General features: G+C 36.8%; 20 protein-coding genes and 1 riboswitch. Of the genes, 12 read left to right on the forward strand and 8 right to left on the reverse strand.

Annotated elements, in window-relative coordinates; translation table 11 throughout:
• Nucleotides 1-32: 32 nt before the first annotated feature.
• Both CER22_RS07255 and gapN read right to left on the reverse strand, forming a co-directional pair.
• A complete protein-coding gene (locus tag CER22_RS07255; protein WP_088062091.1) occupies nt 33-1,457 on the reverse strand; it encodes an amino acid permease in 1,425 nt (474 codons plus the stop codon).
• A 146-nt stretch (nt 1,458-1,603) separates the two neighbouring features.
• A riboswitch (Lysine riboswitch) is annotated at nt 1,604-1,785 on the reverse strand.
• A 178-nt stretch (nt 1,786-1,963) separates the two neighbouring features.
• Nucleotides 1,964-3,403 (reverse strand): NADP-dependent glyceraldehyde-3-phosphate dehydrogenase, encoded by a 1,440-nt coding sequence (gene gapN / locus CER22_RS07260; protein WP_087985762.1) that lies wholly within the window; start codon nt 3,401-3,403, stop codon nt 1,964-1,966.
• A 586-nt stretch (nt 3,404-3,989) separates the two neighbouring features.
• Here gapN and CER22_RS07275 point away from each other — a divergent pair.
• The 5 genes from CER22_RS07275 (at nt 3,990) to CER22_RS07300 (ending at nt 10,264) form a co-directional block, all read left to right on the forward strand.
• Nucleotides 3,990-5,750: an ABC transporter ATP-binding protein gene (locus CER22_RS07275; protein WP_048545647.1), complete on the forward strand. Its 1,761-nt coding sequence runs from the start codon at nt 3,990-3,992 to the stop codon at nt 5,748-5,750.
• A complete protein-coding gene (locus tag CER22_RS07280) occupies nt 5,747-7,747 on the forward strand; it encodes an ABC transporter ATP-binding protein (RefSeq protein ID WP_088608454.1) in 2,001 nt (666 codons plus the stop codon). The genes CER22_RS07275 and CER22_RS07280 overlap by 4 nt, the downstream gene beginning before the upstream one ends.
• Nucleotides 7,748-8,018: 271 nt before the next feature.
• The gene (locus CER22_RS07290) at nt 8,019-8,816 is read left to right on the forward strand and encodes an amino acid ABC transporter substrate-binding protein (RefSeq protein ID WP_088608455.1); all 798 of its coding nucleotides are present in this window, start codon (nt 8,019-8,021) and stop codon (nt 8,814-8,816) included.
• Nucleotides 8,803-9,501, forward strand: coding sequence for an amino acid ABC transporter permease (locus CER22_RS07295; protein ID WP_033657688.1), 699 nt, complete (start codon nt 8,803-8,805; stop codon nt 9,499-9,501). The genes CER22_RS07290 and CER22_RS07295 overlap by 14 nt, the downstream gene beginning before the upstream one ends.
• A 28-nt stretch (nt 9,502-9,529) precedes the next feature.
• Entirely contained in the window at nt 9,530-10,264 is a 735-nt protein-coding gene (locus tag CER22_RS07300; protein WP_000623593.1) for an amino acid ABC transporter ATP-binding protein, read from the forward strand.
• A 51-nt stretch (nt 10,265-10,315) separates the two neighbouring features.
• Here the strand turns inward: CER22_RS07300 and sasP are convergent, their stop codons facing one another.
• Complete coding sequence (gene sasP, locus CER22_RS07305; protein WP_000013339.1) at nt 10,316-10,519, reverse strand: small acid-soluble spore protein, SasP family; 204 nt, start codon at nt 10,517-10,519, stop codon at nt 10,316-10,318.
• Nucleotides 10,520-10,957: 438 nt separating this feature from the next.
• Between sasP and CER22_RS07310 the strand changes: the two genes are divergently transcribed.
• Nucleotides 10,958-11,203: a hypothetical protein gene (locus tag CER22_RS07310; RefSeq protein ID WP_046956678.1), complete on the forward strand. Its 246-nt coding sequence runs from the start codon at nt 10,958-10,960 to the stop codon at nt 11,201-11,203.
• Between the two features lie 16 nt (nt 11,204-11,219).
• On the opposite strand, the gene CER22_RS07315 is transcribed toward CER22_RS07310, so the two are convergent.
• Nucleotides 11,220-12,680: a YheC/YheD family endospore coat-associated protein gene (locus CER22_RS07315; RefSeq protein ID WP_088608456.1), complete on the reverse strand. Its 1,461-nt coding sequence runs from the start codon at nt 12,678-12,680 to the stop codon at nt 11,220-11,222.
• A 20-nt stretch (nt 12,681-12,700) separates the two neighbouring features.
• Entirely contained in the window at nt 12,701-13,753 is a 1,053-nt protein-coding gene (locus CER22_RS07320) for a YheC/YheD family protein (protein ID WP_088608457.1), read from the reverse strand.
• Between the two features lie 134 nt (nt 13,754-13,887).
• Here CER22_RS07320 and CER22_RS07325 point away from each other — a divergent pair, with 134 nt between their 5' ends.
• Both CER22_RS07325 and CER22_RS07330 read left to right on the forward strand, forming a co-directional pair.
• Complete coding sequence (locus tag CER22_RS07325; protein ID WP_142293437.1) at nt 13,888-15,024, forward strand: DUF445 domain-containing protein; 1,137 nt, start codon at nt 13,888-13,890, stop codon at nt 15,022-15,024.
• 142 nt (nt 15,025-15,166) lie between these two features.
• On the forward strand, nt 15,167-15,523 hold the full coding sequence (locus CER22_RS07330) for a YlbF/YmcA family competence regulator (protein WP_048545636.1): 357 nt from the start codon (nt 15,167-15,169) through the stop codon (nt 15,521-15,523).
• A 41-nt stretch (nt 15,524-15,564) separates the two neighbouring features.
• Here the strand turns inward: CER22_RS07330 and CER22_RS07335 are convergent, their stop codons facing one another.
• Together CER22_RS07335 and CER22_RS07340 are read right to left on the reverse strand one after the other, a co-directional pair.
• Nucleotides 15,565-16,161, reverse strand: a complete 597-nt coding sequence (locus tag CER22_RS07335) for an NDxxF motif lipoprotein (RefSeq protein WP_088608459.1) — start codon at nt 16,159-16,161, stop codon at nt 15,565-15,567.
• A 24-nt stretch (nt 16,162-16,185) separates the two neighbouring features.
• Nucleotides 16,186-16,743 carry an HAAS signaling domain-containing protein gene (locus tag CER22_RS07340; RefSeq protein WP_088608460.1) on the reverse strand — a complete coding sequence of 186 codons (558 nt, stop codon included), beginning with the start codon at nt 16,741-16,743 and terminating at the stop codon, nt 16,186-16,188.
• A gap of 399 nt (nt 16,744-17,142) precedes the next feature.
• On the opposite strand from CER22_RS07340, the gene alsS reads away from it, so the two are divergent.
• Both alsS and alsD read left to right on the forward strand, forming a co-directional pair.
• A complete protein-coding gene (gene alsS, locus CER22_RS07345; RefSeq protein ID WP_087985754.1) occupies nt 17,143-18,831 on the forward strand; it encodes an acetolactate synthase AlsS in 1,689 nt (562 codons plus the stop codon).
• A 16-nt stretch (nt 18,832-18,847) separates the two neighbouring features.
• The gene (alsD, locus tag CER22_RS07350; protein ID WP_088608461.1) at nt 18,848-19,606 is read left to right on the forward strand and encodes an alpha-acetolactate decarboxylase; all 759 of its coding nucleotides are present in this window, start codon (nt 18,848-18,850) and stop codon (nt 19,604-19,606) included.
• A gap of 62 nt (nt 19,607-19,668) precedes the next feature.
• Here the strand turns inward: alsD and CER22_RS07355 are convergent, their stop codons facing one another.
• On the reverse strand, nt 19,669-20,286 hold the full coding sequence (locus CER22_RS07355; protein WP_088608462.1) for a DNA-3-methyladenine glycosylase: 618 nt from the start codon (nt 20,284-20,286) through the stop codon (nt 19,669-19,671).
• A 134-nt stretch (nt 20,287-20,420) separates the two neighbouring features.
• On the opposite strand from CER22_RS07355, the gene CER22_RS07360 reads away from it, so the two are divergent.
• Nucleotides 20,421-21,293 carry a Cof-type HAD-IIB family hydrolase gene (locus CER22_RS07360; protein WP_088062118.1) on the forward strand — a complete coding sequence of 291 codons (873 nt, stop codon included), beginning with the start codon at nt 20,421-20,423 and terminating at the stop codon, nt 21,291-21,293.
• A gap of 393 nt (nt 21,294-21,686) precedes the next feature.
• Nucleotides 21,687-25,397 (forward strand): MSCRAMM family protein, encoded by a 3,711-nt coding sequence (locus CER22_RS07365; RefSeq protein WP_142293438.1) that lies wholly within the window; start codon nt 21,687-21,689, stop codon nt 25,395-25,397.
• Nucleotides 25,398-25,402: the final 5 nt, after the last annotated feature.

The raw sequence follows: 25,402 nt of genomic DNA on the forward strand, positions 1-25,402 counted from the left end.
TGTTTTACAAAAGAAAAAACGAACAAATTGCGTTATGCAACTTGCCCGTTTTTCTTTTCGTTATTTTTTTTCTCATCACGATTCATTAATGGATAGAAAGCAAATCCGATTACGAATAAACCAATTCCGAGAAGGAACGTTTTTATATCGGATGCGCCGGTTTTAATAACCCATAGTGCGTAGCAAAGTGCGATTACTGCTACTATGCCATCTGTAATTCTTGCCCGCATTTCATTTTTATATGTTTCACCAGTTGCGACTAGTTTTAACTGGAAGATTGGTGAAACGAGATATGGAATGAGGTAGGCTAGTGTTGATACGGTAATAACGAATGTATAAGCTTCCGCAATTGTTCCGGATAGTGTTGAGAATAAGAACACTTGCGACATAATGTTTGTTAATCGTAATGAGTAAATTGGACTTCCTTTTTTATTTGTTTTCGTAAAGAAGGAAGGGAAGAAACCTTCTTTTGCAGCTTGATATGGTACTTCTGAGCTTAATAAAATCCAGCCCAAGATAGAACCGAATAGGGAAGTAAGAGCAAGTAATGCCATCAGTTTCCCGCCGCCATGCCCCATTGCAGCGTTTAATGCGTCTGCTAATGGACGTTCAGAAGCTTGTAATTTATCAACGTGAAGGACACCCATTGTTAAAATTGTAATTCCTAAGTAAATCGCAACTGTAATAAGTAATCCCGCAACTGTTGCGCGTTTTACTGTTTTAGGAGAGGTAGCACGGTTTGATAAAAGTACTGCTGATTCAATTCCGATAAATGCCCAAAGTGTTGTAAGAGCGGCTAAATTTACTTGTGAAAGAAGGCCGTGTGATACACCTGATTTATCGATCATCGGTGTGTACCATTGTCCAAACTTAGAAGCCTCGAATGCAAATAACGTAACGACGATGAATAAAAGGAATCCTGTTACTTTCGTTGTTGTTGCTAAGAAGTTTAGTTTTCCAGCTCCGCTTACACCGTTTGTTAATATAATATGAGTTCCCCAAAGTAAGATGGAACAAATCGTAAATGTAATTAGTTTTCCGACTTCTATGTTAAAAGAACCGATTGAAAATAGTAGTCGTGTATCTTTCATAATTGGGAAGAAGAGTGATAAATATCCCGCAAATGATGTAATGATGGCAACGTTACTTGCCCAGTTTGCTACCCAATATCCCCATACCATACTGAAACCAGCCATTTTTTTCTTTTTTGGTGTTGAGAATAAAGCATATGCATGACTTTGTGGTCCTGTCGTTAAATCAGGACGACGAATTGCTAAATTACCGAAAACAAGAGCTAGCATTAAAACACCAAACCCTGTTGTTAACCAAGCTAAAGTGACACCGAGAGGGCTTGCTGTTTGTGCCAACGTACTTGGCACCATGAAAATACCAGCGCCAACCATGTTACCGACAACGAAAGCTGTTAGTACCCAAAAGCCCCATTTTTTTTGTTGCATAGAAAATACCTCCAAAGTTAGTATAACCAAGTCAAGCGAGGAGATATGTATGTCTTCTTAGTAGAGAAGAGAAGTCCCAAACAAAACAAAAAAAGCACGTAATTTGCCGCTACATGCTTTCTATCTTATAAGAAACCCACGACATACCTCTCGATAGCTCTCCACAAACGAAACGTTTGTGACAGTTCTGCACTTATTAAATGCAGACCCAGCAAGCGTGCATGGTGGACACAACTTACTTCGGCAATCATTCCTTTCTCATTCCTTCATCAATGCCACTACATCTCCTGAAATGATACTCTTAATGACTGCAACCTCTACCTCACCGAGATACGAATGAGGATTTAAATATTAAATTAACGTCTTTAAGAGTAACAAATGTATTTTTATACGTCAATGGATATAGTAATAATCAGATTATAGAGAAGAGTTTGTGATTAGGAATGAATAATTATTTGATATAAAAAGAAGCTGATCCAAAATTAGATCAGCTTCTACATATAAGATTAAACTAAGTTTAATACTGTTACTTTTTCACGTGTCATAGACTCAAGGCTCTTACGAATACCTTGTGCGCCCATACCTGAACCTTTTACACCGATGAATGGGAAGTGGTCAGGGCCGCGCTCTGTACGTCCGTTAATTTGAACAGAACCAGTTTCGATTTTGTTAGCAATTGCAAATGCTTTGTTAATGTCTTTTGTGAAGACACTTGCTTGTAAGCCGAACTCTGATTTGTTAGCAATTTCAATTGCTTGCTCATCTGAAGAAACACGGATGATTGGAAGGATTGGGCCGAATGGCTCTTCCCAAGCAACTTTCATTTCTTCTGTTACGTGGTCGATTAATGTTGGGTAAATTAAGTTACGCTCACGTTTGTTACCGATAACAATTGTTGCACCTTTTTCTACAGCGTCGTCAACTAAACCTTGAACGAAGTCAGCAGACTTGTCGTCGATTAATGGAACGATTGTGCTATCTTGTTCTGGAGATCCAACTGATAGTTCAGCTACTTGCGCTTTTAATAAGCTAACAAGCTCATCTGCTACGTTTTCGTGTACAAGTACACGTTTAATAGCTGTACAACGTTGACCAGAGTAAGAGAATGCACCGCTTACGATATGGTTTGCAGCATCTTGTAAGTCAGCATCTTCACGAACGATACCAGGGTCTTTACCACCAAGTTCTAATACAAGTGGAATCATTGCAGCTTTTTTCGCTAAATGTTTACCTGTGTTTGTACCACCTGTGAACGATACCATATTGATGCCTTCGTGTTCTACTAAGTAGTCACCAATTACAGAACCGCGTCCTGTAGCTACGTTTACAAGACCTTTTGGAAGGCCAGCTTTATGAAGTGCTTCAACCATTTTAATACCACTAATTGCACCTTGGGTTGCTGGTTTGAAAATAACAGCGTTACCCATAATTAATGCTGGTGCAAGTTTTGCAGCAGATAAGTTTACTGGGTAGTTAAATGGTGCGATTGCTAATACAACACCAAGTGGTGCGCGTTGGATGATCGCAAGTTTAGATTTCGTTCCGCCAGGGAAGCTATCGCCCATCATGCTTTCTCCGTGCATATGAAGAGCTTCTTCGATTGTGTAACGAATGAAATCAGCTGTACGAACAACTTCTTTCTTCGCATCTTTATAACCTTTACCGACTTCTTTCATAATGATATCGGCAATTTCATCTTGCATATTTACGAGCTCATCAGCCCATTTATATAAATATTTTGCGCGATCTTGTAGAGAAGCTTCCGCCCATGATTTTTGAGCTTCTTTTGCAGATGCAATTGCTTCATCTACTTCTCCGCGAGTAATTGCTTGTACTTGTCCAATTACTTCGTGTAAGTATGGAGATGGAATTTCGATTGTTTCTCCTGAAGAGCTTTCTCTCCATTCTCCGTCTAAATAAAATTTGTACGTATTGCTAGTTGTCATGATTAGTCCTCCTAAAATAGCAACTTGTAAGAGTGAGTATAAGGTGATTGTAGGGTGTTTGATAACATTTTTCAAATGAAATGTTTGTGAAAACGATTTCTTATTCTTTTTTTATTTTGTATGCCCTTTCTTACAGAAGATTCCCTTATTTCAAAATGATGTAGCGTATATTTTTATTCGGTTTGTAAAAAAAACAATTGACAGAATACTCAATAAAGTTGTAAGATTATAAATGGAAAATAAATGAAGGGGGTGTGCGTAATGATTGTAATCGTAAATGTAATGGGCTTAGCTCTGTTAAATGGCAGAAAACATTCATATCATTACGCAACCCGTGCGGATATATAAGGCATCTTTGTCTTATAAAAAGCGTACGTTGCGTATATCGTAACGTACGCTTTTATGCATTTTTGTGCATATCGTCAAGCGGCGGTATGCTTTTTTTTGTTTTCCACGTTACTATATAAAACTTTGGAAGGTGGAAAAGTGTGATGAGATTGTATGGATTACGAAATGTAAATGTGATGGATCTGGATAGTGGGTAAAGAAATGGGAGTGAAACGAGAACGAGAAGGGAGAGGTTACATTGTTATCAGTATTACTAAAGTTAAAATGGTTTTTTAAAGAGCATTGGAAGAGATATAGTATCGCCATTGGAGCTCTTTTAATTGTAAATATAGTTGAAGTCATTCCCCCGAAAGTGTTAGGGGTTACGATTGATAATATAAAAACAGGAACGTTAACGAATGCAGCAATTATGCAATTTATTCTTATTTTAATAGGGGTTACGGTAATTGGATATGGTCTTACTTTCGTTTGGCAACATCAATTGTTTGGGGGAGCATTCGTACTGGAGAAGACGATGCGCTCTAAATTTATGGGTCATTTACTTAAGATGACACCGACGTTTTATCATAAAAATCGTACTGGTGATTTAATGGCGAGAGCGACAAATGATTTAAAAGCAATTGCTATGACAGCTGGTTTCGGTATATTAACGCTCGTGGATTCGAGTTTATATATGCTTACGATTGTCTTTATGATGGGATTTACAATTAGTTGGGAGCTTACATTTGCGGCACTTATACCGCTTCCGATTATGGCGTATGCGATGAACATATATGGAAAGAAATTGCATGAGAGATTTACAGTTGCGCAAGATGCGTTCGGAGATATGAATGATAAAGTACTTGAATCGATCGCTGGTGTGCGCGTTATTCGTGCATACGTACAAGAGAACGCGGATCAGGAAAGATTTCATCATTTAGGAGATGACGTATACGAAAAAAATATGAAAGTAGCTAGAATCGATGCATTATTCCAGCCAACTGTGAAAATGCTTGTTGGTCTTAGTTATTTAATTGGTTTAGTGTATGGCGCGTATCTTGTATTTCAATCAAAGGTAACACTTGGTGAACTTGTTTCATTTAACGTGTATTTAGGGATGATGATTTGGCCGATGTTTGCAATTGGCGAATTAATTAATGTTATGCAAAGAGGAAATGCTTCATTAGACCGTGTGAATGAAACGTTAGCGTATGAACCGGATGTCAAGGATCCGAAAAATCCAAAGCTTGTACAAGAGCCGGATTATATTCAGTTCGATGACGTTACCTTTTCATATCCTTCATCAACTGAAACAAATTTAAAAAAGGTTTCATTTACATTAAAACAAGGGGAAACGCTTGGGGTTGTTGGAAAAACAGGAAGCGGAAAAACGACGCTCGTACGCCAGCTTCTTCGTCAATACCCACTTGGAGATGGGGATATTGCAGTCTCTGATGTGACGTTAGATAACATAACGAATGAAAATGTACTCGGATGGATTGGGTATGTACCTCAGGAACATATTTTGTTCTCAAAAACAGCGAGGGAAAATATTTTATTCGGAAACCGAGAAGCGACTGAAGAAGAACTCGAGAAAGCGATTGAAATTGCGGCGTTTACAAAGGATTTAGAGTTTTTACCAGAAGGGTTAGAAACGCTCGTTGGAGAGAAGGGTGTTTCTTTATCAGGAGGGCAAAAACAAAGGATTTCAATTGCGCGAGCTGTCATTCAAAATCCAGAAATTTTAATTTTGGACGATTCTTTATCAGCTGTTGATGCTCGTACGGAAGCAGCGATCATTGAAAATATAAGAACAGAAAGAAGCGGAAAAACGACGATTATTACGACGCACCGTTTATCTGCCGTACAACATGCGGATTGGATTCTCGTTATGGATGAAGGAGAAGTAATGGAAGAGGGTACGCATGAACAGCTTATTCAAAGCGGAGGCTGGTATGCTGAGCAGTTTGAAAGACAACAAGGGGAAAATGAAAGTGCGGATAGTGGGGTGAAAATATGAGCGTTTCAAAACGATTGTTTCAATATGCGATGAAAGTAAAAGGGACAATTTTTGCAGCGATGCTAATGTTATTTATTTTCGTTATCGCAGAGCTTGCTGGTCCTTTCGTCGCGAAAACGATGATTGACGATCATATCGTCGGGATAGAGAAACCTTGGTATGAAACAGAAAAGAGTGAAGAGGCTGTTTCGTATAATGGCGCCTTTTATAAGCGAAGTGATCGCTTCCAGGAAGGTGAGAAAAAAGGAAAAGAAGTACGCGTGATGCAAGTCGGTTTTCAATATTACTTTGTACCGAATAAAGTGAATGCTGAAGGGTCACGTACTGTAAAAAATGATATGATTACCGTCCAAAATGGTAAGGCAGTGCAAGTGTATAAAGCGAAAGCATTAACGAAAGAAGAAGTGTTTGCGTTTTATAAACCAGAAATAAACCCCCTATTATTACTTGGTGGTGGTTATTTCGCTTTATTAGTAGTTGTCTCATTATTTGCATACGGAAAGCAATTTTTCCTACAGAAGGCAGCGAACAAAATTATTCAAATTATGAGGGAAGATGTCTTTTCTCATATTCAAACGTTGCCGATTCGTTATTTCGATTATTTACCAGCAGGGAAAATTGTATCGCGTGTAACGAATGATACGGAAGCCATTCGTGATTTATACGTAACGGTACTGGCGACATTCGTTTCTAGTATCATTTATATTATTGGGATATTCGCTGCGCTATTTTTACTCGATGTAAAATTGGCGACGTTATGTTTACTTATCATCCCGATTTTAATTGTTTGGGCAATTCTTTATAGAAAGTATGCGTCTGTATACAATCATAAAATGCGCTCACGTTTATCTGATATTAACGGAACAGTGAATGAATCTATTCAAGGGATGCCGATTATTCAAGCGTTTCGTCAAGAGCGTGAAACGAAGAAAGAGTTTGAAGAATTAAATGGCGATTATTTTAAATATCAAAATAAAATTTTGAATTTAAATGCAGCAACTTCTCATAATTTAGTGTCTGTATTAAGAAATATCGCTTTCACAGGTGTGATTTGGTATTTCGGTGGTGCTTCATTAAGTGCTTCAGGCGTCATTTCTCTAGGGATACTGTATGCGTTCGTTGATTATTTAACACGATTGTTCTCGCCAATTACAAATATGGTAAATCAGCTTGCTAACTTAGAACAATCGCGTGTTGCATCAGAACGTGTTTTTGAATTGTTAGAGGAAAAAGGGGAAGCAGTAGAAGAGGAACGTATGCCTCGCTTACAAGGAAATGTAAAGTTTGATAATGTGTCGTTTTCTTATAATGGAAAAGATGAAGTGTTAAAAAATATTTCTTTTGAAGCGAAACAAGGAGAGACAGTGGCACTTGTCGGTCATACTGGATCAGGAAAAAGTTCCATTATGAATGTACTCTTCCAGTTTTATGAGTTTGAAAAAGGGAAGCTTACGATTGATGGTCACGATGTAAAAGAGATGCCGAAACAAGCAACGCGTGAACATATGGGAATCGTACTGCAAGATCCGTTTTTATTTAGCGGGACGGTCGCTTCTAATGTAAGCTTAGAGAATGAAAAAATTTCAGAAGATCGCATCGTAAAAGCATTGCGTGATGTTGGTGCTGAACGGTTTGCGAACAATATAGATGAAGAAATTACGGAGAAAGGAAGCACACTTTCAACCGGAGAACGTCAGCTTATTTCGTTTGCTAGAGCACTCGCTTTTGATCCAGCCATTTTAATTTTAGATGAAGCGACGTCTAGTATTGATACAGAAACAGAGGCGATGATCCAACAAGCGTTAGAAGTTGTGAAAAAAGGAAGAACGACATTTATTATCGCTCACCGTCTTTCAACAATTAAAAGCGCAGATCAAATTATTGTGCTTGATAGAGGAACGATTTTAGAAAAAGGCTCTCATGATGAACTAATGAAAAAGCGCGGGCGTTATTACGATATGTATAAAACGCAAATGGAAGGAAACCAGAGCGCTTAATATGTATGGAGGAGAACTTGTGATTTTCACAAGTTCTTTTTTAGTGAATCAGGGCTGTTAAATAAGAAGTATTGTTTTACCTTTTTCTTTATAAATGCTATATTAAAAAATGTTACTTATTTTTTGTATGTAGCGTTATTTTCCCCTTTTGTTTGATTATGAAGAAAAAGGATAAACTAAATAAGAACATTTTCATTGAAAAATTGTTCAAGATTGCATACAATCAATATAGTTTTTAAATTCCTATCAGAATACTTGGAGGATTACCATCATGAAAAAATTATTTTCAGTACTTGCAGTAACTACATTAGCAATCGGGATTGTAGCGGGCTGCGGTAAAGAAGAGAAAAAAGATACAGCTAATCAAGATGCGTTACAAAAGATAAAACAAAGTGGTGAACTTGTAATTGGAACAGAAGGTACATATCCACCGTTCACATTCCACGATTCAAGTAATAAATTAACTGGATTTGACGTTGAATTAGCAGAGGAAGTTGCAAAACGTTTAGGAGTAAAGCCTGTATTTAAAGAAACACAATGGGATAGCTTACTTGCTGGTTTAGATGCAAAACGTTTCGACATGGTTGCGAATGAAGTTGGTATTCGTGAAGATCGTCAAAAGAAATATGACTTCTCTAGCCCATATGTTTCATCTTCAGCGGTATTAGTTATTGCGAAGGATAAAGATAAACCTGCTACATTTGCTGATGTAAAAGGATTAAAAGCAGCACAATCTTTAACAAGTAACTATGCAGATATTGCTAAGAAAAATGGTGCGGAAATCACGAATGTAGAAGGCTTTAGCCAAGCTGCAGAATTATTAAACACTGGCCGTGTTGATTTCACAATTAATGATAAATTATCAGTGTTAAATTATTTAGAAACGAAAAAAGATGCAAAAATTAAAATTGTAGATACAGAAAAAGAAGCGTCACAGAGTGGATTCTTATTCCGTAAAGGTAGCGACAAGCTAGTACAAGAAGTAAATAAAGCGTTAGAAGATATGAAAAAAGAAGGTACGTACGATAAAATAGCGAAAAAATGGTTCGGTGAAAATGTATCTAAGTAGTGCGTTGGTTTCAGATCGATTGTCTACTTGGATAGATATTATGCAGTCTTCCTTCATGCCTATGCTGAAGGAAGCTGTATTTACGACAATTCCATTAACGCTTATTACATTTATTATCGGGATTATACTTGCGACGTTAACAGCGCTTGCACGTATTTCAGGTAGTCGTATTTTACAATGGATTGCTCGTATCTATGTATCTATCATTCGCGGAACGCCACTTCTTGTACAGTTATTTATTATTTTCTATGGTCTTCCAACTCTTAATATTGAAGTTGAGCCATATACAGCAGCAGTTATTGGATTTTCGTTAAATGTTGGTGCGTATGCATCTGAAATTATTCGTGCTTCTATCCTTTCAATCCCGAAAGGACAGTGGGAAGCAGCTTACACAATTGGGATGACATACCCGCAAGCATTAAAACGTGTTATTTTACCGCAGGCAACGCGAGTATCTATTCCGCCGCTCTCGAATACATTTATTAGTTTAGTGAAGGATACTTCATTAGCATCATTAATTTTAGTAACAGAAATGTTCCGAAAAGCGCAGGAAATTGCGGCAATGAACTATGAGTTTTTAATTGTTTATTTCGAAGCAGGTCTAATTTATTGGGCAATTTGCTTCTTATTATCTATTGTGCAACAAATATTAGAAAAACGTTCAGAACGTTACACTCTAAAATAACCCTTTCATAAAAGGAGTTTTTGTTTTTATGATTTCAATTCAACATTTACAAAAAAGTTTCGGAGATAATACCGTACTAAAGCATATAGATTTATCAGTTGAGAAGGGGGAAGTTGTTGTTATTATCGGCCCATCTGGATCTGGTAAAACGACATTCCTGCGTTGTCTCAACGTGTTAGAAACGCCGAACGCTGGTAATATTCGCATCGGTAATAAAGAGCTCGACTTCTCTCAAAAAGTATCGAAGAAAGATATTGTCAATCTTCGTACGCAAACAGGTATGGTATTCCAGCACCATAATCTATTTCCGCATTTAACAGCACTTCAAAATGTAATGGAAGGGCTCGTTACAGTGAAAAAGATGGGGAAAGAAGAAGCGAAGAAAAAAGCAAACTATTTCCTTGAAAAAGTTGGTCTTGCGGATAAAGTAGACTTATATCCGTTCCAATTATCAGGCGGACAACAACAGCGCGTTGGAATTGCTCGCGCGCTTGCGATGGAGCCGGAAGTGTTACTATTTGATGAGCCGACGTCAGCACTTGATCCTGAACTCGTTCAAGAAGTTCTGAAAGTAATGAAAGAACTTGCTAAAGAAGGCATGACGATGGTGATTGTAACGCATGAAATGCGTTTTGCGCATCAAATTGCGAACCGCGTTATTTTCATGGATGGCGGTGTCGTTGTCGAACAAGGTACACCAGAAGATGTATTTACAAATCCAAAAGAAGAACGCACGAAGAAGTTTTTACAAATGTTGCAGTAAATGAAGGAAGGTCTCAAGGCATATGCCTTGAGACCTTTTTGCCATATATATTTATTTTTGGAATCCGCCAAGGCTTTGCTCAGCCATTGCAACTAGACGTTTTGTAATTTCTCCACCAACAGAACCGTTAGCACGAGCCGTAGAATCTGCTCCTAATTGTACACCAAATTCTTGAGCGATTTCGTACTTCATTTGGTCGATTGCAGCTGTTGCTCCTGGTACTACTAATTGATTTGAAGAATTTTGGTTTGCCATAGGAATATATCCTCCTTAGAGTTATAAAAATTTTTTTGGTTGGACTAGCTGGATTTGAACCAGATTATCGCCCCGTTTGGCGCTAATCCATCGGTAATTAAGTTTGTACTCATAGTATGGATGTTACCTAGAAAGATATACGAAATAATAATTTGTAAATTTTGTAAAAAAATCTTAGTGATTTCGTAAATTATGAAATAAGAGTAATCGTTGTATTTTTTAGAAAGAAGGCTAAACTAAGAGCGATATGAAATATGTTTTTCTTTTTGTATCCCGCTATTGTGGGGCAAATCATTAACTTCTTATTTATGACTTACTAAAATTAAATCGGTAGCAACTTTATAGTTCTATTTTAAGTAGGGGGGACAGGACGCTCCGATGCACGGCTAGATGCTCTCTTCAATCTGCTTGTAAATGATAACGTATGGAGGAATCGTGATGGGAATTTGCCCGCTTTGCAACGCATTAGAATCACAAACATATTCTTGTCAAAATTGCCAAGGTATACTCCAAGATTATGGAAAAACTGTAGATTACATAGACGATTATAGTGCGTATATGGACCAAGAATTATTAAGTGCAGTAGATGGATTAACACATAATAATTCAAATGAATACTGCAATCATATTTTTTATTGCGGAGTATGTAACGTGGAAACAGAGGTTGTAGTGAAACTTGTGTAAATAGAAAACTTCCACCTTATGAATGAGGTGGAAGTTTTTGTTTTTGTATTTGTGAGTGAATCATAGGGGATGGGATATGTTCGGTGTTTGATGGAGTTCCGGATTTTATTTGAGCCATTTTTTCTTTTGCATCGCGCAAAGAATGTTCAGTTAAGTAGATGGCATATTCGTAAAATAATTGGCGCGTCAGTTCACTTTGTTCTTTTAACTTTTCATCTTGGAATACAGTTCGCCCAGGTTTAGAGTTTGCTTCAAAGAGCCATGGGTTTTCCCCTGTGTCTAAACCGATATCAAAACCAATTTCTCCAATATTTCCGGTTACTTGTTCATCGAGCGCGTAACTGATTTGTAAGGCTGTATGTTTTAATTTATTTTCAATTTGAACTTGTTTCGTTGAATCTGGAAAAAGTTCTTGCAGTAATTTCGTATCGCCACCGCTATTTACATGCGTTGTTAAGCTACCTTTGCCAGCAATTTTTGCAACGATTGCACTGACCATCCATTGGCCGAAATGGTTTTTATTTGTATGAATGCGAAAATCAACAGGTTGCCCATCGAAGCGAAGTAAGGAAATACCTTGTTGTACGATAAACTTTTTTAAATCATGTCCTTTTAACACATGGTTCAGAAGCGTTTCTAATGATTGGTACTTTCTTAGTTTATTTTCTTCATTTTCGCGATAACGACAGTAGTAGCAATTCTCTGTTTGAGAGTAAAATATTTGATGAATGTTTCTCCCGAAGCTACCGTGTATCGGTTTCATGTAAACAGATTTATACGTGCCAAGAAAGCGTTCTACTTGTTCGAAATGTTGAAAAGCTTCCGTGTTTGGTAATAAGGGAGTAATGGATTCATCTTTCATAAGAAGTTGATGCACTTCCCATTTATTGAAAAAACCTGGGTTAAACCACGGAATGGAATAGTCATGCTCTAATTTTCTTTTTGCTCTTACGATCGGTTTATAATTTTCGGCTTTCCGATTTGGTAATCGATCATAAATGACATTCGGTAAAGGGACTTTTTTCTTAATCCACTGTTCCTCTTGAAAGAAATACCCTTCAATTGTTTCGTCTGCCCAGTTTATATGTTGCACACCAAAAACAAATACAAATGGTCGCAAGGTGAATGGTGGCGTTAGTAACTCGCTGAGAGAAGTTGAACGGTTTCCTAAAGGATTAGAAGAGTCATCGTTAAAACCAGTTGTGAAAATCCCGATTAATGGTCCGAAAATAATGGTTTCATTTTGCGTGAATGCATGGATAGTAGTGGAATGAGGAAGTAAAAGTTTCTCTGCAATTTGTTTTCCGATAATGATTTCGCGAGTAAAGGAATAATGAATTTTCACCTCTTCACTTGCAACATGGCGTACGCCGAAGGAAAGAGATGCAATTGGTGGTGTAATGGAAAAAATGTAAGGTAAAGTAATACTATTTGGATGCTCATTTGAAATGTTTAATGTATATATGTGCTCTTTCAAAATGGTGTTACCTCCTTTCATTATGGTGTGAAGCGACTAAACTTTAGTGGTCCGTGATATATTTTTTCGGCTAGTGCATCACTATGACGAATGTAATGTTCGTACGGGGGAATCGTGTTGACATACATAAGCCAAATTGCCCCTTTTTGATCCATAATAGTGGAAAGCTCTAGCTCGAATAACGAAGAATAAGATTCATCTAATGTTTGAAACACTTCATTGATAATGTCATGTAAAGCGTCTTGTAATAATTGTACACCGGTACTAGATAGTACGTATTTAATTTTTGAAAATGAATGCAGCGAGGAATCATCCGTTGCCGAAAGTAAAAGTTGATTCGGAAATGAGCTTTTTTGTATAAATTGGCCGATAGCAGTCCACTTCTGTTCTTTATTTTTTTGCAAAATGGTTCGAATATGGAGCGGGTATGTTAATTGATTTGGTGGTTGCAGCATTGTATGGGTGATGTAACGTGCTGATCGTATGTTAGATTTGTACCAAGATATAAATTCATCTGTCCGTTTGATTGGAGTAGAAGTATGATAGTCATCATTTATCGTATCGATATGAAACGTTTTGTTTTTATAAGTGATCCGGTACAGACTTTCATTGGAATGTGTGTTAGTAGGCCGTATAATAATATCTTTTGTTTTTAATAACAGTTTGAAAATGTTTTGTATCGTTGCTATTTCAAATTTTGGTATATAAGGAGATAATTTTTTATTCGTGAGAAATAAATCATGAAGTTCGCTTAAGTCAATGAGTGTGTTATTTAAAAAGGTAGTGGTAGGACGGTTGTGTAATGAGTGAATAATTGATTTTGCTTTGTTGAAGTCCGTTTCCTCGTTAAAAGAAGAACGATCGTAAATATAAGAAGGAATAGGGAATATTTGCTCTTTCCATTTTCCTGTATCTGTATCATAAATAAGACCAGAGACAAGGTCCGTTTTAGGATCAATACCAAATGGCGTAAACTGGGCCACGACATTATGATAAAGCCGAGCGCGTTTAGCGATTTCGGTGTAATACATTTGCTCATAATGAGGGTGAGAAGTTAAAATACCGAGAACCAACGAAATCACTCCTTTACTAACAAAATGTTGGCATAATAGGCATAGCTATATATTGCAAATACGTTTTTATACCATTATACTTTTGTCCGTATGATGATATGCTATAGTTTTGGAGAAGCGAAAGGTTGATTGTAATGAATATATGGTTAAGTATGTTAACGACGACAGGGCTCGGAGCGATTATTGGAGGATTTACAAATCATTTAGCGATAAAAATGTTATTTCGTCCTCATCGCCCTATTTATATTGGAAAATTTCAAGTTCCATTTACACCAGGGTTAATTCCGAAGCGCCGCGATGAACTTGCTGTTCAATTAGGGAAAATGGTTGTCGAACATTTGTTAACGCCAGAAGGAATCGGAAAGAAATTAACAAATGAAGAGTTTCAAAAAGGTTTAATTCAATGGACACAAGTAGAAGTGGATAAAGTAATTACGAATGAACAGTCGTTACGACATATGTTAGAAAAATGGAATGTAGTACATGTAGAAAAAGAGGCGACCGGGAAAATCGAACATGTGATTACAGAAAAAATAGAGGCATTTTTAGCAGAGTATTATACATATACATGGGAACAGGTTTTACCTCATTCTGTTCATGAAAAAATAGAGAATACAATCCCAAATGTCTCGGCATTTATTTTAGAGCGAGGAATTAGTTTCTTTGAGAGTGAAGAAGGGAAAGCACGTCTTTCAAAAATGATTGATGATTTCTTTGCTTCTAGGGGAACGCTACTTAACTTAGTCGGAATGTTTTTAGGGAATGTAAGTGTAGTGGATCGTGTGCAGCCAGAAGTCATTAAGTTTTTAGGGCAAGATGGAACAAAGCAGCTTTTAACTGACGTACTGCAAAAAGAGTGGGAAAAGTTAAAAGGAAGAGATGTAAAAGAATTAGAAACGTTTGTAGAAAAAGAAATGATTGTAAGCTCCATATTGTCAGCGGTTAAAGTTGAAGAAACAGTGAGTAAATTTTTAAATCAATCTGTGCAGCAAGTATGTGAGCCAGTTCGAGAAACAATCAAGGAAAAGCTAGTCCCAAGTGCTGTAACGAAAGGCTTAAAGTGGGGGACAGAAAACGTAGAAAGTATATTAAACAATCTCCAACTTGCGGAAATTGTCCAGCAAGAAGTATCTACATTTTCAACGGAGAGACTAGAAGATTTAGTGCTGTCCATTACAAAAAATGAACTAAAAATGATTACGTATTTAGGTGCCTTATTAGGCGGTATGATTGGAATTGTGCAAGGATTATTACTGTTGTTCCTTAAATAATAAGGTAAGTACATAGAAATAAAAGTGAAATTTCTTCACATCTCTTGCATAGTTTGATATGGTAAGAAGAGGTGCGTATGTAAATGCACTGAAAAGGCAGTGCGCATGACAAGTGCTAGCCTTCTAAAGGAGGAAAAATAAAATGACAAAAAACATTCATGATGTTGCATATGAATTACAAAAAGCAATCGCTGAAAACGAAGATTTCCAAACATTAAAAGCAAGCTACGCAGCAGTACAAGGTGATGCAAATTCAAAGAACTTATTCGATGAGTTCCGCACAATGCAACTTGGCCTACAACAAAAAATGATGCAAGGTCAAGAAATCACTGAAGAAGATAACCAAAAAGCACAAGAAGTTGTAGCTCGCATTCAACAAGATGCTAAAATCACAAAGTTAATGGAAACTGAGCAACGTTTAAACATCGTTATCACTGACGTTAACAAAATTATCATGCAGCCACTTGAAGAATTATATAACGCGCAACAACAAGCGTAATAGTGGAAGACGCCCCTGTATAGGGGCGTCTTTTTTGTTTGTTATTTGTGGAAATACTCCGTCTTAATACTCTTTTCCTTCAAAAATGTTTCAATTTCTTTTTGTTTTCTACCATTCACTTTCTCAAAGCGTTTTGTAAAAGAAAAATCAGTTTTGAATAAGTTACCATCTTGCGCGAGTTTATCTAATTCTTGCTCTAGTTCCACTGAAAGTGCCGTAGACGCTGAAATGTAATCATGAATTTCCTTCGAAGGCTGTTTGTAATCATCAGGAATCGTATTGTTACTAATAAAATTAAGGAAATTCGCATCGTTTTGTTGCGCTAAATCTACTAGTTGTTTTAATTTCTTCCGATCGGATTCCGTGACTTCCTCGTCAGACATGGCTGACGAAAGTGGAACGATGTTTTCGTCTAACTCTCCGCTATAATTTAAATACGTTTTTATATTTTGTTTCATTTCGTCTTCGTTAATCGTTTCATTCTTTTTTGAGGAAGTGAATATAGTTTCTGGAATTTTTATCGTTACATCTTTAATAGATTGCACATCGTTTTCTTCCTTATGTTGTGCACTGTTTGAACAAGCTGATAGAAATAAAATTGTAAGTAACATGAGTAGATATAAAGTATACTTCTTCATTTTAATCTCCTTTTATATTCATTATTATCTTTGTAAAATAGCTATATTCCATTTCAAATACTTTACTAAAGTTGCGTATAGATGTTTTACTATTTGGTAACATATGACGGATATGAGTAAACCGCTGCAAAAAGCGATGAACACATTGTAAACATCGGAATAACTGATTTGATGAAACCCTTTAAAAAATCCTAACCCTATTAATAAAATAGGTGAAATGATTAATAGTGGAGTAGCAATGATAAGTGCTAGAAGAATCGGTAATAAAAAGAGTAGTACGAAAAAGGCGATAATGATAAAGGTAAAATTTAAAACACTTAAGCTCATAACAGAAAATAGTGCGGTTATCATATTTTTGAAGCTTCGTTTCTTGTCAGCATTGCTTATTGCATAGGAAACATTAAGTTCTTTCGCGATCGTTTTGGGGTTTCCTAGTTTTCTAGCAATTTCTTCTTCACATTTCCCATCTTGTTTACCACTGATAAAATGAGTTTCATACTCTGAAATAATATCTTTCTTTTCTGCATTAGGCATATTCCGCAGGGAAGAATTAAGTTGTTCCAAAAATTCATTTTTGTTCATAACAATCACTTTCCTTTATAGAATGATGGATTAAAGTTGAGAATGCTATATTTTGAAAGGGGGATACGAATTACAAAGCGTGTTCCAATTAATGGGTATTCCAATATTTACAAATATATCATTTGCTAGTGTTCTTTGCAAGGTACTGTTATGTTTTTAATACTGTGACAAGATGGAAGTTTTTTGTACATTTTTAGAGAAGTTATAAAAATATTATTTCAAGATAAATAAAGGGTTGTAAGCGCATTCCTTACTGGTTATCAAAATGATGTCAAATTCATATTGTTGGAAAAATAATGCATTTGTAATATAATAATAAATAATACTTCACCACATTAATTAACTAGGTGAAATTTAAAATCTTTATTACACACATTATGAAATAAAGGGATGATTAGTTTGAGTACAGGTGTAAAAGCAAACGACGTGAAGACAAAAACAAAAGGAGCAGATCTTGTTGTTGATTGTTTAATTAAACAAGGTGTTACACATGTTTTTGGTATTCCAGGAGCGAAGATTGACTCTGTATTTGATGTACTGCAAGAAAGAGGACCAGAGTTAATTGTTTGTCGTCATGAACAAAACGCAGCATTTATGGCAGCTGCTATTGGTAGATTAACAGGGAAACCGGGCGTATGTCTTGTAACTTCAGGACCAGGGACATCGAATTTAGCGACAGGTCTTGTTACTGCGAATGCGGAGAGTGATCCCGTTGTTGCTTTAGCAGGTGCAGTTCCACGTACGGATCGATTAAAACGTACGCATCAATCTATGGATAATGCTGCACTATTCGAACCAATCACAAAATATAGCGTAGAAGTAGAGCATCCTGATAATGTGCCAGAAGCATTATCAAATGCATTCCGAAGTGCGACTTCCACAAATCCAGGAGCTACTTTAGTAAGTCTTCCGCAAGACGTTATGACAGCGGAAACGACTGTAGAGTCTATCGGTGCGCTTTCTAAGCCACAGCTTGGAATCGCTCCCACACATGAAATTACATATGTAGTAGAAAAAATAAAATCGGCGAAATTACCAGTTATTTTACTCGGTATGAGAGCGAGCACAAATGAAGTGACGAAAGCCGTTCGTGAATTAATTGCGGATACAGAACTTCCTGTCGTTGAAACATATCAAGCAGCTGGTGCAATTTCGCGTGAGTTAGAAGATCATTTCTTCGGCCGTGTTGGATTATTCCGTAACCAACCAGGTGATATTTTACTAGAAGAAGCAGACCTTGTTATTTCGATCGGTTATGACCCAATTGAGTATGATCCGAAATTCTGGAATAAACTTGGAGACAGAACGATTATCCATCTTGATGACCATCAAGCAGATATCGACCATGATTACCAACCAGAGCGCGAATTAATTGGTGATATTGCTTTAACTGTAAATAGCATTGCAGAAAAATTACCGAAACTTGTATTAAGTTCGAAATCAGAAGCAGTGTTAGAACGATTACGTGCGAAATTATCAGAACAAGCAGAAGTTCCAAACCGTGCTTCAGAAGGTGTTACGCATCCGCTTCAAGTGATTCGTACACTTCGTTCTTTAATTAGTGACGATACAACCGTTACATGTGACATCGGTTCACATTCTATTTGGATGGCAAGATGTTTCCGTTCTTATGAACCACGTAGATTATTATTTAGTAACGGTATGCAAACGTTAGGTGTTGCACTTCCTTGGGCAATTGCCGCTACTTTAGTTGAACCGGGCAAGAAAGTTGTTTCCGTGTCAGGTGATGGTGGTTTCTTATTCTCTTCGATGGAATTAGAAACAGCGGTACGTTTAAACGCACCGATCGTACATCTTGTATGGAGAGATGGTACATATGATATGGTTGCATTCCAACAAATGATGAAATACGGTAGAACATCAGCTACAGAGTTTGGCGATGTCGATCTTGTGAAATATGCAGAAAGTTTCGGTGCAAAGGGTCTTCGTGTAAACACGCCTGATGAATTAGAAGGTGTATTAAAAGAAGCACTAGCAGCAGACGGCCCTGTCATTATTGATGTTCCAATTGACTACCGTGACAACATTAAATTAAGCGAAAAATTATTACCAAACCAATTAAACTAATGGAGGCATGATTGAGATGACTGTTGCACAATTCATTGATATTGATGCAAAAAGAACGAAAACGAGTAATGAAGTATATCAAACATCTACAATGCTTGCGCTATTAGATGGTATATATGATGGTGTAATTAGCTTTGAGGAATTGAAAGAACGTGGTGATTTCGGCATCGGCACATTTGATCAATTAGATGGTGAAATGATTGCATTCGATAACGAATTTTATCATTTACGTTCAGACGGTTCAGCAGAAAAAGTAGAACCGGAAGAAACAACACCGTTTGCGACTGTAACGTTTTTTGAAAAAGAAATGAGTTATACAGTAGAGCGTCCGATGAATCGTGAAGAAGTTGAGGCATTATTACATGAATTAATGCCAAGTAAAAACTTATTTTACGGTATTCGAATGGACGGTACGTTCCGTGAAGTAAGAACGAGAACTGTTCCAAGACAAGAAAAACCGTATACACCGCTCGTTGAAGTGACGAAATCACAACCAATCTTTTCATTTAAACATACAGAAGGTACGCTTGCTGGATTTTGGACACCAGATTACGCGCAAGGTATTGGTGTAGCTGGTTTCCACTTACATTACATTGACGATGCAAGAAGCGGAGGCGGACATGTTTTCGATTATGTTGTTGAAAACTGTACGATCCAAATTTGCCAAAAAGCTCATATGCATTTAGCACTTCCAGAAACAGCTGATTTTATGGCGGCTGAATTATCAAGAGAAAACTTAGAGGATAATATTGCGACTGCGGAAGGCTCGGAGTAAAAAGGAGAGACTGTTCCATTATGGAACAGTCTTCTTTTATTAATATTCCTTGTTGAGATCGTTTATTTCTTTGAAACAAACGGATGTCCCTCATAATAAAAACGCCACGGATAATGTACAGCTTCTTCTGCATAGTCGATGTTAATACGAGGTCCTGCTGTTATTTTATATTGTGATGATAGGTGTTCTTCTTCTGGGACGAGTTCAATATGTAATGTATCACTTTGTAAGGATACACCTCGTTCTTCTAAAGTAATTCCGAGGGCACGGCATAGTTTGCCAGGGCCGTTCGTTAAATTTTTATACTGCGCTTTTGTAATGTCGCTTTTGTTGTAGCGTGCTAGTTTTATTTCTTCGATTCCATCTACTGGCTCAAGGGCTCGAATGAGAACACCTTGCGGGGTGCCAACTGGCGCTGTAATGACGTTAAAACAATGATACATACCATAAATCAAATATACGTAAGCATGTCCCGGTGCACCAAACATGACTTCTGTACGGTCCGTTCGTCTACCTCCGTAACTATGTGCTGCTTTATCATCGGGACCTTTGTATGCTTCTACTTCTACAATGATTCCGCTTCGTTTTACTCCGTCTACAATATGTACAAGTTTCTGTCCGAGTAATTTTTTTGCGACTTCTAACGTATCGCCTTCATAAAAGGAAGGTGGTGCCTGCATTGTACTATCTCCTTTACTGAGTGTATATGTATATAGTAAACCAAATTTTCAGTAGTAATTCTAACTCGTTCTATTTGCTACATTTATTTCATAAATTATGGATAGAGTACAACAGCGAAGAGGGGGAGTGCGACATGATTTATCGCTTACTAGCTCTTAATATAGATGGGACACTACTATACAACAACGGAAAAATTGCAAAAGGATTACGAGAAACAATTGAATTTGTGAAAAGAAAAGATGTATACGTTACATTATTTACGAGCCGTAATTTTCAGTCTGCTCATAAAGTTGCAAAGGCGTTAAAATTAGATTCTATCCTAGTGACACACGGTGGTGCTTTCGTTTCAGCAACGTTAGATAAGCCGTACGTTCAAAGAAGATTATCGGAAGAGAAGACGTTTAACATTGTGCAAGTATTAGAGCACTTTGATTGTAACATCCGCATTTCTCATGAACGGTTTTCAATCGGAAATCGGGAGAGGAATACACCAAACTTAATTGCGCGTACTGTATTATCAAGTGCAGATCCGTTATTTTATCCGGTTCAGTTTGTAGACTCGTTAGGTGATGCGCTTCGTGATCATCCAGTAGCTGCACCAAAAATTGATGTGATTTTCCAAAGTAAAGGTGAAAAAGAACGAGGGTTAAATACATTACGAAAAGCATTCCAAGATATAGAGTATATTGAGTGTGATTCAAAACGAATAGAAATTTTGCCGCAAAATGTATCAAAATTACGCGGATTACAATTGCTTGGAGAGCATTTAAATATTTCGCTAAACGAAATGGTTGCGATTGGAGATAGTTTAGAAGATCTAGAAGTAATTGAAAATGTAGGGCTTGGTGTAGCGATGGGGAACTCGCCTGTAGAGTTAAAACAAGCAGCAGACTGGATTACACGTTCAAATAGTGAGAACGGTGTAGAGTATATGATTAAAGAACATTTCCGTAAGCAATTCCCGCTTCCATTTTTGAAAAATCATAAAAATACACCGAAACGATGAAAGAAAAACGTAGCTTTTGGGCTACGTTTTTCTTTCATTTTATTTTAGGAATGAAAGCGTTTCATGAAGGTGAATTGTGTCTGGAATCTATACAATTTACTTGAATCCTTTAGAAAACTGTTGTAAAGTGGGTGATGTTGCCAAAATAGTTACACCACATGAAATATTCTTCAGATTAATTTTGTTGAGCTCCATATGCAAAAAATACTTCCGCATGATAGTTTAGTTCACGTATTATCTCAAAAATGAATTGTAGTAATTTTATTAAGCAGTTGTAGAGTCTCTTGTTTTTATTTAAATGGATGATTTTAAGTTATTGTGAGTAAGGCTTGGTACATATGAAAGATGCTTTTTTGTTTGGTTTTAGGAAGTTTAAAAGGGGGAATGAATTTTTTGAGGAAATCATTTAATCAAAAAATAAAAAAATTAAGTAGTAGTTTTATAGTTGTGTTACTAGTATGTATGAATTTTTTAATCCATTTACCGTATAAAGCAGAGGCAGCTACAACAGAATTAAAAGGTTTAGGTGATGTATCTTATTACAATGCAATCATTTTTGGAGATCATAGTGCAACGAGTGCGGATATTGAGGGTGCGATGGCTGTTCAAAAAAATATGAATGCATCAAGTTATACAGTCTTAGCGGCTGCAACTGGAGCGAATAATTTAGCTGGGGCGACATGGGTAGATGAAGGATATCCGTCATTATTACTAGGCGGTCAATTTACGAAAGCGGGAACAGGACAAGTAATTATCCAAGATGGAACAGTGGCGATGACAAAAGATGGTGACCCAGAAGGTGCAATGGAATCATCATATGACCGTATCTCTTATAAAGAGCAAGCGGAGATTGATGCGAAATTTAAAGAGTTTAGAAAAGATGTTGATAGTGTAATTGAGGATGCGGGCCAATTACACACTGATAAACCAAAATCGGGTATGACCTTTGGAATCGGTGAAGATGTAAATAATCCTAATATTTATGTCTCTTCAGGATTAGAAGGGCAAGAACCATTCAATGTAAAGGATGTTTATCTTCCAAATGTAAATAACAAAGATTTTATTGTTATTCATTCAGATGCGGAAGAAGTTAATTTTGGTGGCGGTGCAATCCTGTATGATACGACAGATAAGGGCGGGTTCACATTAGTTAATACCTCTCAAGCATATGACCCTAATTCCTTTTTTACTGAGTTAGCTAGTAAAGTCATTTGGGTGTTCCCTAATGCTAAAAAGATAACAACTAAAGGATATGGTGTAGTAGGAAGTGTATTTGCGCCTAATGCAGTTGTAGAGACAAAGGGTGGCTCTATTAACGGACAAGCCTTTGTTGGTGGGTTACACCAAAGAGATGGATTTGAGGTTCATAATTTTAAATTTAACTGGCCAAAGTGGAAAAAGCCGGCAGCTGAAAAAGGAAATTTACAAATTAAAAAAGTTGATGAAAACGATGAAAACATTGTTTTAAAAGACGCAAAATTTGATGTTATAGACAAAGATAATAATGTTGTGGCTACTGTTACAACAAACGAAAAGGGTATTGCGGAAGTTAAAGATTTACCATTTGGTGATTATTTTGTAAAAGAAATTAGTGCACCAGAAGGATATATAAAAGTTGATACACCAGTAAAAGTAACAATTGATAATACAAACATAATTGAATTTGTTATGAAGAATACGAAAAAAGTAGAAAATGGTCAATTTAAATTATTGAAAAAAGATAGTGAATCTGGTCAACTTTTACCAGGTGCAAAATTTGATGTTATAGATAAAGATGGGAACGTTGTCGAAACAATTATTACAGATGGTAAAGGTGAAGCTTTATCAAAACAACTTCCAGTTGGAACATATACATTAAAAGAAGTTGAAGCACCAAAAGGTTACGAACTATCATCTAGCTTAGTTCATGTTGATGTAGCTGCTAATAAAACAGTGACTGTAGATGTGTTGAATAAAAAAACTGTTGAAAAAGCTACAGGTCAATTTGAAATCGTAAAAGTGGATGCAGAAGATAAAGCGAAAGTATTATCAGACGCAGAATTTGAAGTGTACAAAGATGGTAAAAAAGTAGAGACGTTACGAACAGATAAAACAGGTAAAGTAATCTCTCAGAAATTAGAGCCAGGAACATACACATTAAAAGAAACGAAAGCGCCACAAGGATATACATTATTAAAAGAAGAAATTGAAGTCGTTGTGGAAGCAAACAAAGTAGTACAAGTACAAGTAGAAAACGCAAAAGAACTAGGAAGCTTACAAGTAATCAAAAAGGATGCAGAGAGTGGAAAAGTTCTAGAAGGCGCAAAATTTAGACTGAAGAACGAAACTGGTCAAGTAGTTGGAGAAGCGAAAACAACGAATAAAGACGGCGTTGTGAAATTCGAAAACTTAGTGCCAGGTAAGTATACGTTAGAAGAAACGAAAGCGCCGGAAGGCTATAAAGCAGTAGAAGTAACAGTAGAAGTAAACGTAGTAGCAAATGAAGTAGTAAAACAAGAAGTTATGAATGAAAAAGTAACAGGTCAATTTGAAATTGTAAAAGTAGATGCGAATGATAAAGCGAAAGTATTATCAGGTGCAGAATTTACAGTATATAAAGATGGTAAAATGGTAGCGGAACTGAAAACAGATGAGAATGGAAAAGTGATGTCACCAAAATTACCATTAGGTGAATATACAGTGAAAGAAACGAAAGCACCAGAAGGTTACAAGCTTTCAAATAAAGAATGGAAAGTAACAATACAAAACGAGAAAGAAGTAGTAAAAGTAGAGGCAGAAAACGAAAGAATCTTAGGTTCTCTACAAATTATTAAGACGGATGATAAAGATCAAGCGAAACGTTTAGCAGGCGCAGAATTTACATTGAAAGATGTGAAAGGAAATGTTGTAAAAGAAGGAATTACAACAGATAAATCTGGAATCGTTAAAGTAGACGGACTAGTGCCTGGTGAATATACGTTAGAAGAAACAAAAGCACCAGAAGGTTATGAGTTAACAAAACAAGTAATTCATGTAACAGTTGATGGTGAAAAAGTTATTGATGTAAAAGTAACGAACAGTAAGAGCCTTGGTCAATTTGAAATCGTAAAAGTGGATGCAGAAGATAAAGCGAAAGTATTATCAGATGCAGAATTTGAAGTGTACAAAGATGGTAAAAAAGTAGAGACGTTACGAACAGATAAAACTGGTAAAGTAACCTCTAAGAAATTAGAACCAGGAACATACACATTAAAAGAAACGAAAGCACCACAAGGATATAAGTTGTTAAAAGAAGAAATTGAAGTCGTTGTGGAAGCAAACAAAGTAGTACAAGTACAAGTAGAAAATGCAAAAGAACTAGGAAGCTTACAAGTAATCAAAAAGGATGCAGAGAGTGGAAAAGTTCTAGAAGGTGCAGAATTTAAGCTAAAAAATGAAACTGGTCAAGTAGTTGGAGAGGCGAAAACAACGAATAAAGACGGCGTTGTGAAATTCGAAAACTTAGTGCCAGGAAAGTATACGTTAGAAGAAACGAAAGCGCCGGAAGGCTACAAAGCGTTAGAGGTTACAGTAGAAGTAAATGTTGTAGCTAATAAAGTAGCGAAACAAGAAGTATTGAATGAAAAAGAGACAGAAAAAGGTCCAGAAAAGCCAGGTGAAGAAACAGAAAAGCCAGGTGAAGAAACAGAAAAGCCAGGTGAAGAAACAGAGAAACCGGGTGAGGAAACAGAAAAGCCAGGTGAAGAGACAGAAAAGCCAGGTGAAGAAACAGAGAAACCAGGTGAGGGAACAGAAAAGCCAGGTGAAGAGACAGAGAAACCGGGTGGAGAAACAGAAACACCGGGTGGAGAAACAGAGAAACCAGATGAGGGAACAGAAAAGCCAGGTGAAGAAACAGAGAAACCGGGTGAGGAAACAGAAAAGCCAGGTGAAGAGACAGAGAAACCGGGTGAAGGAATGGTAAACGTAGATAAAGAACAACCTACCTCACCAGAAAAAGGACAAGGTGCGTCTCATGCACAACGCCTTCCAGCCACAGGACATGATATGAATTATCTTCCATTCGTTGGTTTTGCTCTTGTTTTATTAGGGATACGTCTTAGATTTATGATTAAAAATAGTTAATAGTT

It is taken from the genome of Bacillus sp. K2I17 (assembly GCF_002209985.1).
In the GTDB taxonomy this organism is placed as follows: Bacteria; Bacillota; Bacilli; order Bacillales; family Bacillaceae_G; genus Bacillus_A; species Bacillus_A wiedmannii.

Excerpts from the sequence above, each read along its gene's own strand:
- CER22_RS07355 (WP_088608462.1), bottom strand. The coding sequence starts at position 20,286 with ATGCAGGCACCACCTTCCTTTTATGAAGGCGATACGTTAGAAGTCGCA.
- CER22_RS07280 (WP_088608454.1), top strand. The coding sequence starts at position 5,747 with ATGAGCGTTTCAAAACGATTGTTTCAATATGCGATGAAAGTAAAAGGG.
- alsD (WP_088608461.1), top strand. The coding sequence starts at position 18,848 with ATGACTGTTGCACAATTCATTGATATTGATGCAAAAAGAACGAAAACG.
- sasP (WP_000013339.1), bottom strand. The coding sequence starts at position 10,519 with ATGGCAAACCAAAATTCTTCAAATCAATTAGTAGTACCAGGAGCAACA.
- CER22_RS07325 (WP_142293437.1), top strand. The coding sequence starts at position 13,888 with ATGAATATATGGTTAAGTATGTTAACGACGACAGGGCTCGGAGCGATT.
- CER22_RS07330 (WP_048545636.1), top strand. The coding sequence starts at position 15,167 with ATGACAAAAAACATTCATGATGTTGCATATGAATTACAAAAAGCAATC.
- CER22_RS07340 (WP_088608460.1), bottom strand. The coding sequence starts at position 16,743 with ATGAACAAAAATGAATTTTTGGAACAACTTAATTCTTCCCTGCGGAAT.
- CER22_RS07290 (WP_088608455.1), top strand. The coding sequence starts at position 8,019 with ATGAAAAAATTATTTTCAGTACTTGCAGTAACTACATTAGCAATCGGG.
- CER22_RS07310 (WP_046956678.1), top strand. The coding sequence starts at position 10,958 with ATGGGAATTTGCCCGCTTTGCAACGCATTAGAATCACAAACATATTCT.
- CER22_RS07335 (WP_088608459.1), bottom strand. The coding sequence starts at position 16,161 with ATGAAGAAGTATACTTTATATCTACTCATGTTACTTACAATTTTATTT.
- CER22_RS07360 (WP_088062118.1), top strand. The coding sequence starts at position 20,421 with ATGATTTATCGCTTACTAGCTCTTAATATAGATGGGACACTACTATAC.
- gapN (WP_087985762.1), bottom strand. The coding sequence starts at position 3,403 with ATGACAACTAGCAATACGTACAAATTTTATTTAGACGGAGAATGGAGA.
- CER22_RS07255 (WP_088062091.1), bottom strand. The coding sequence starts at position 1,457 with ATGCAACAAAAAAAATGGGGCTTTTGGGTACTAACAGCTTTCGTTGTC.
- CER22_RS07295 (WP_033657688.1), top strand. The coding sequence starts at position 8,803 with ATGTATCTAAGTAGTGCGTTGGTTTCAGATCGATTGTCTACTTGGATA.
- CER22_RS07300 (WP_000623593.1), top strand. The coding sequence starts at position 9,530 with ATGATTTCAATTCAACATTTACAAAAAAGTTTCGGAGATAATACCGTA.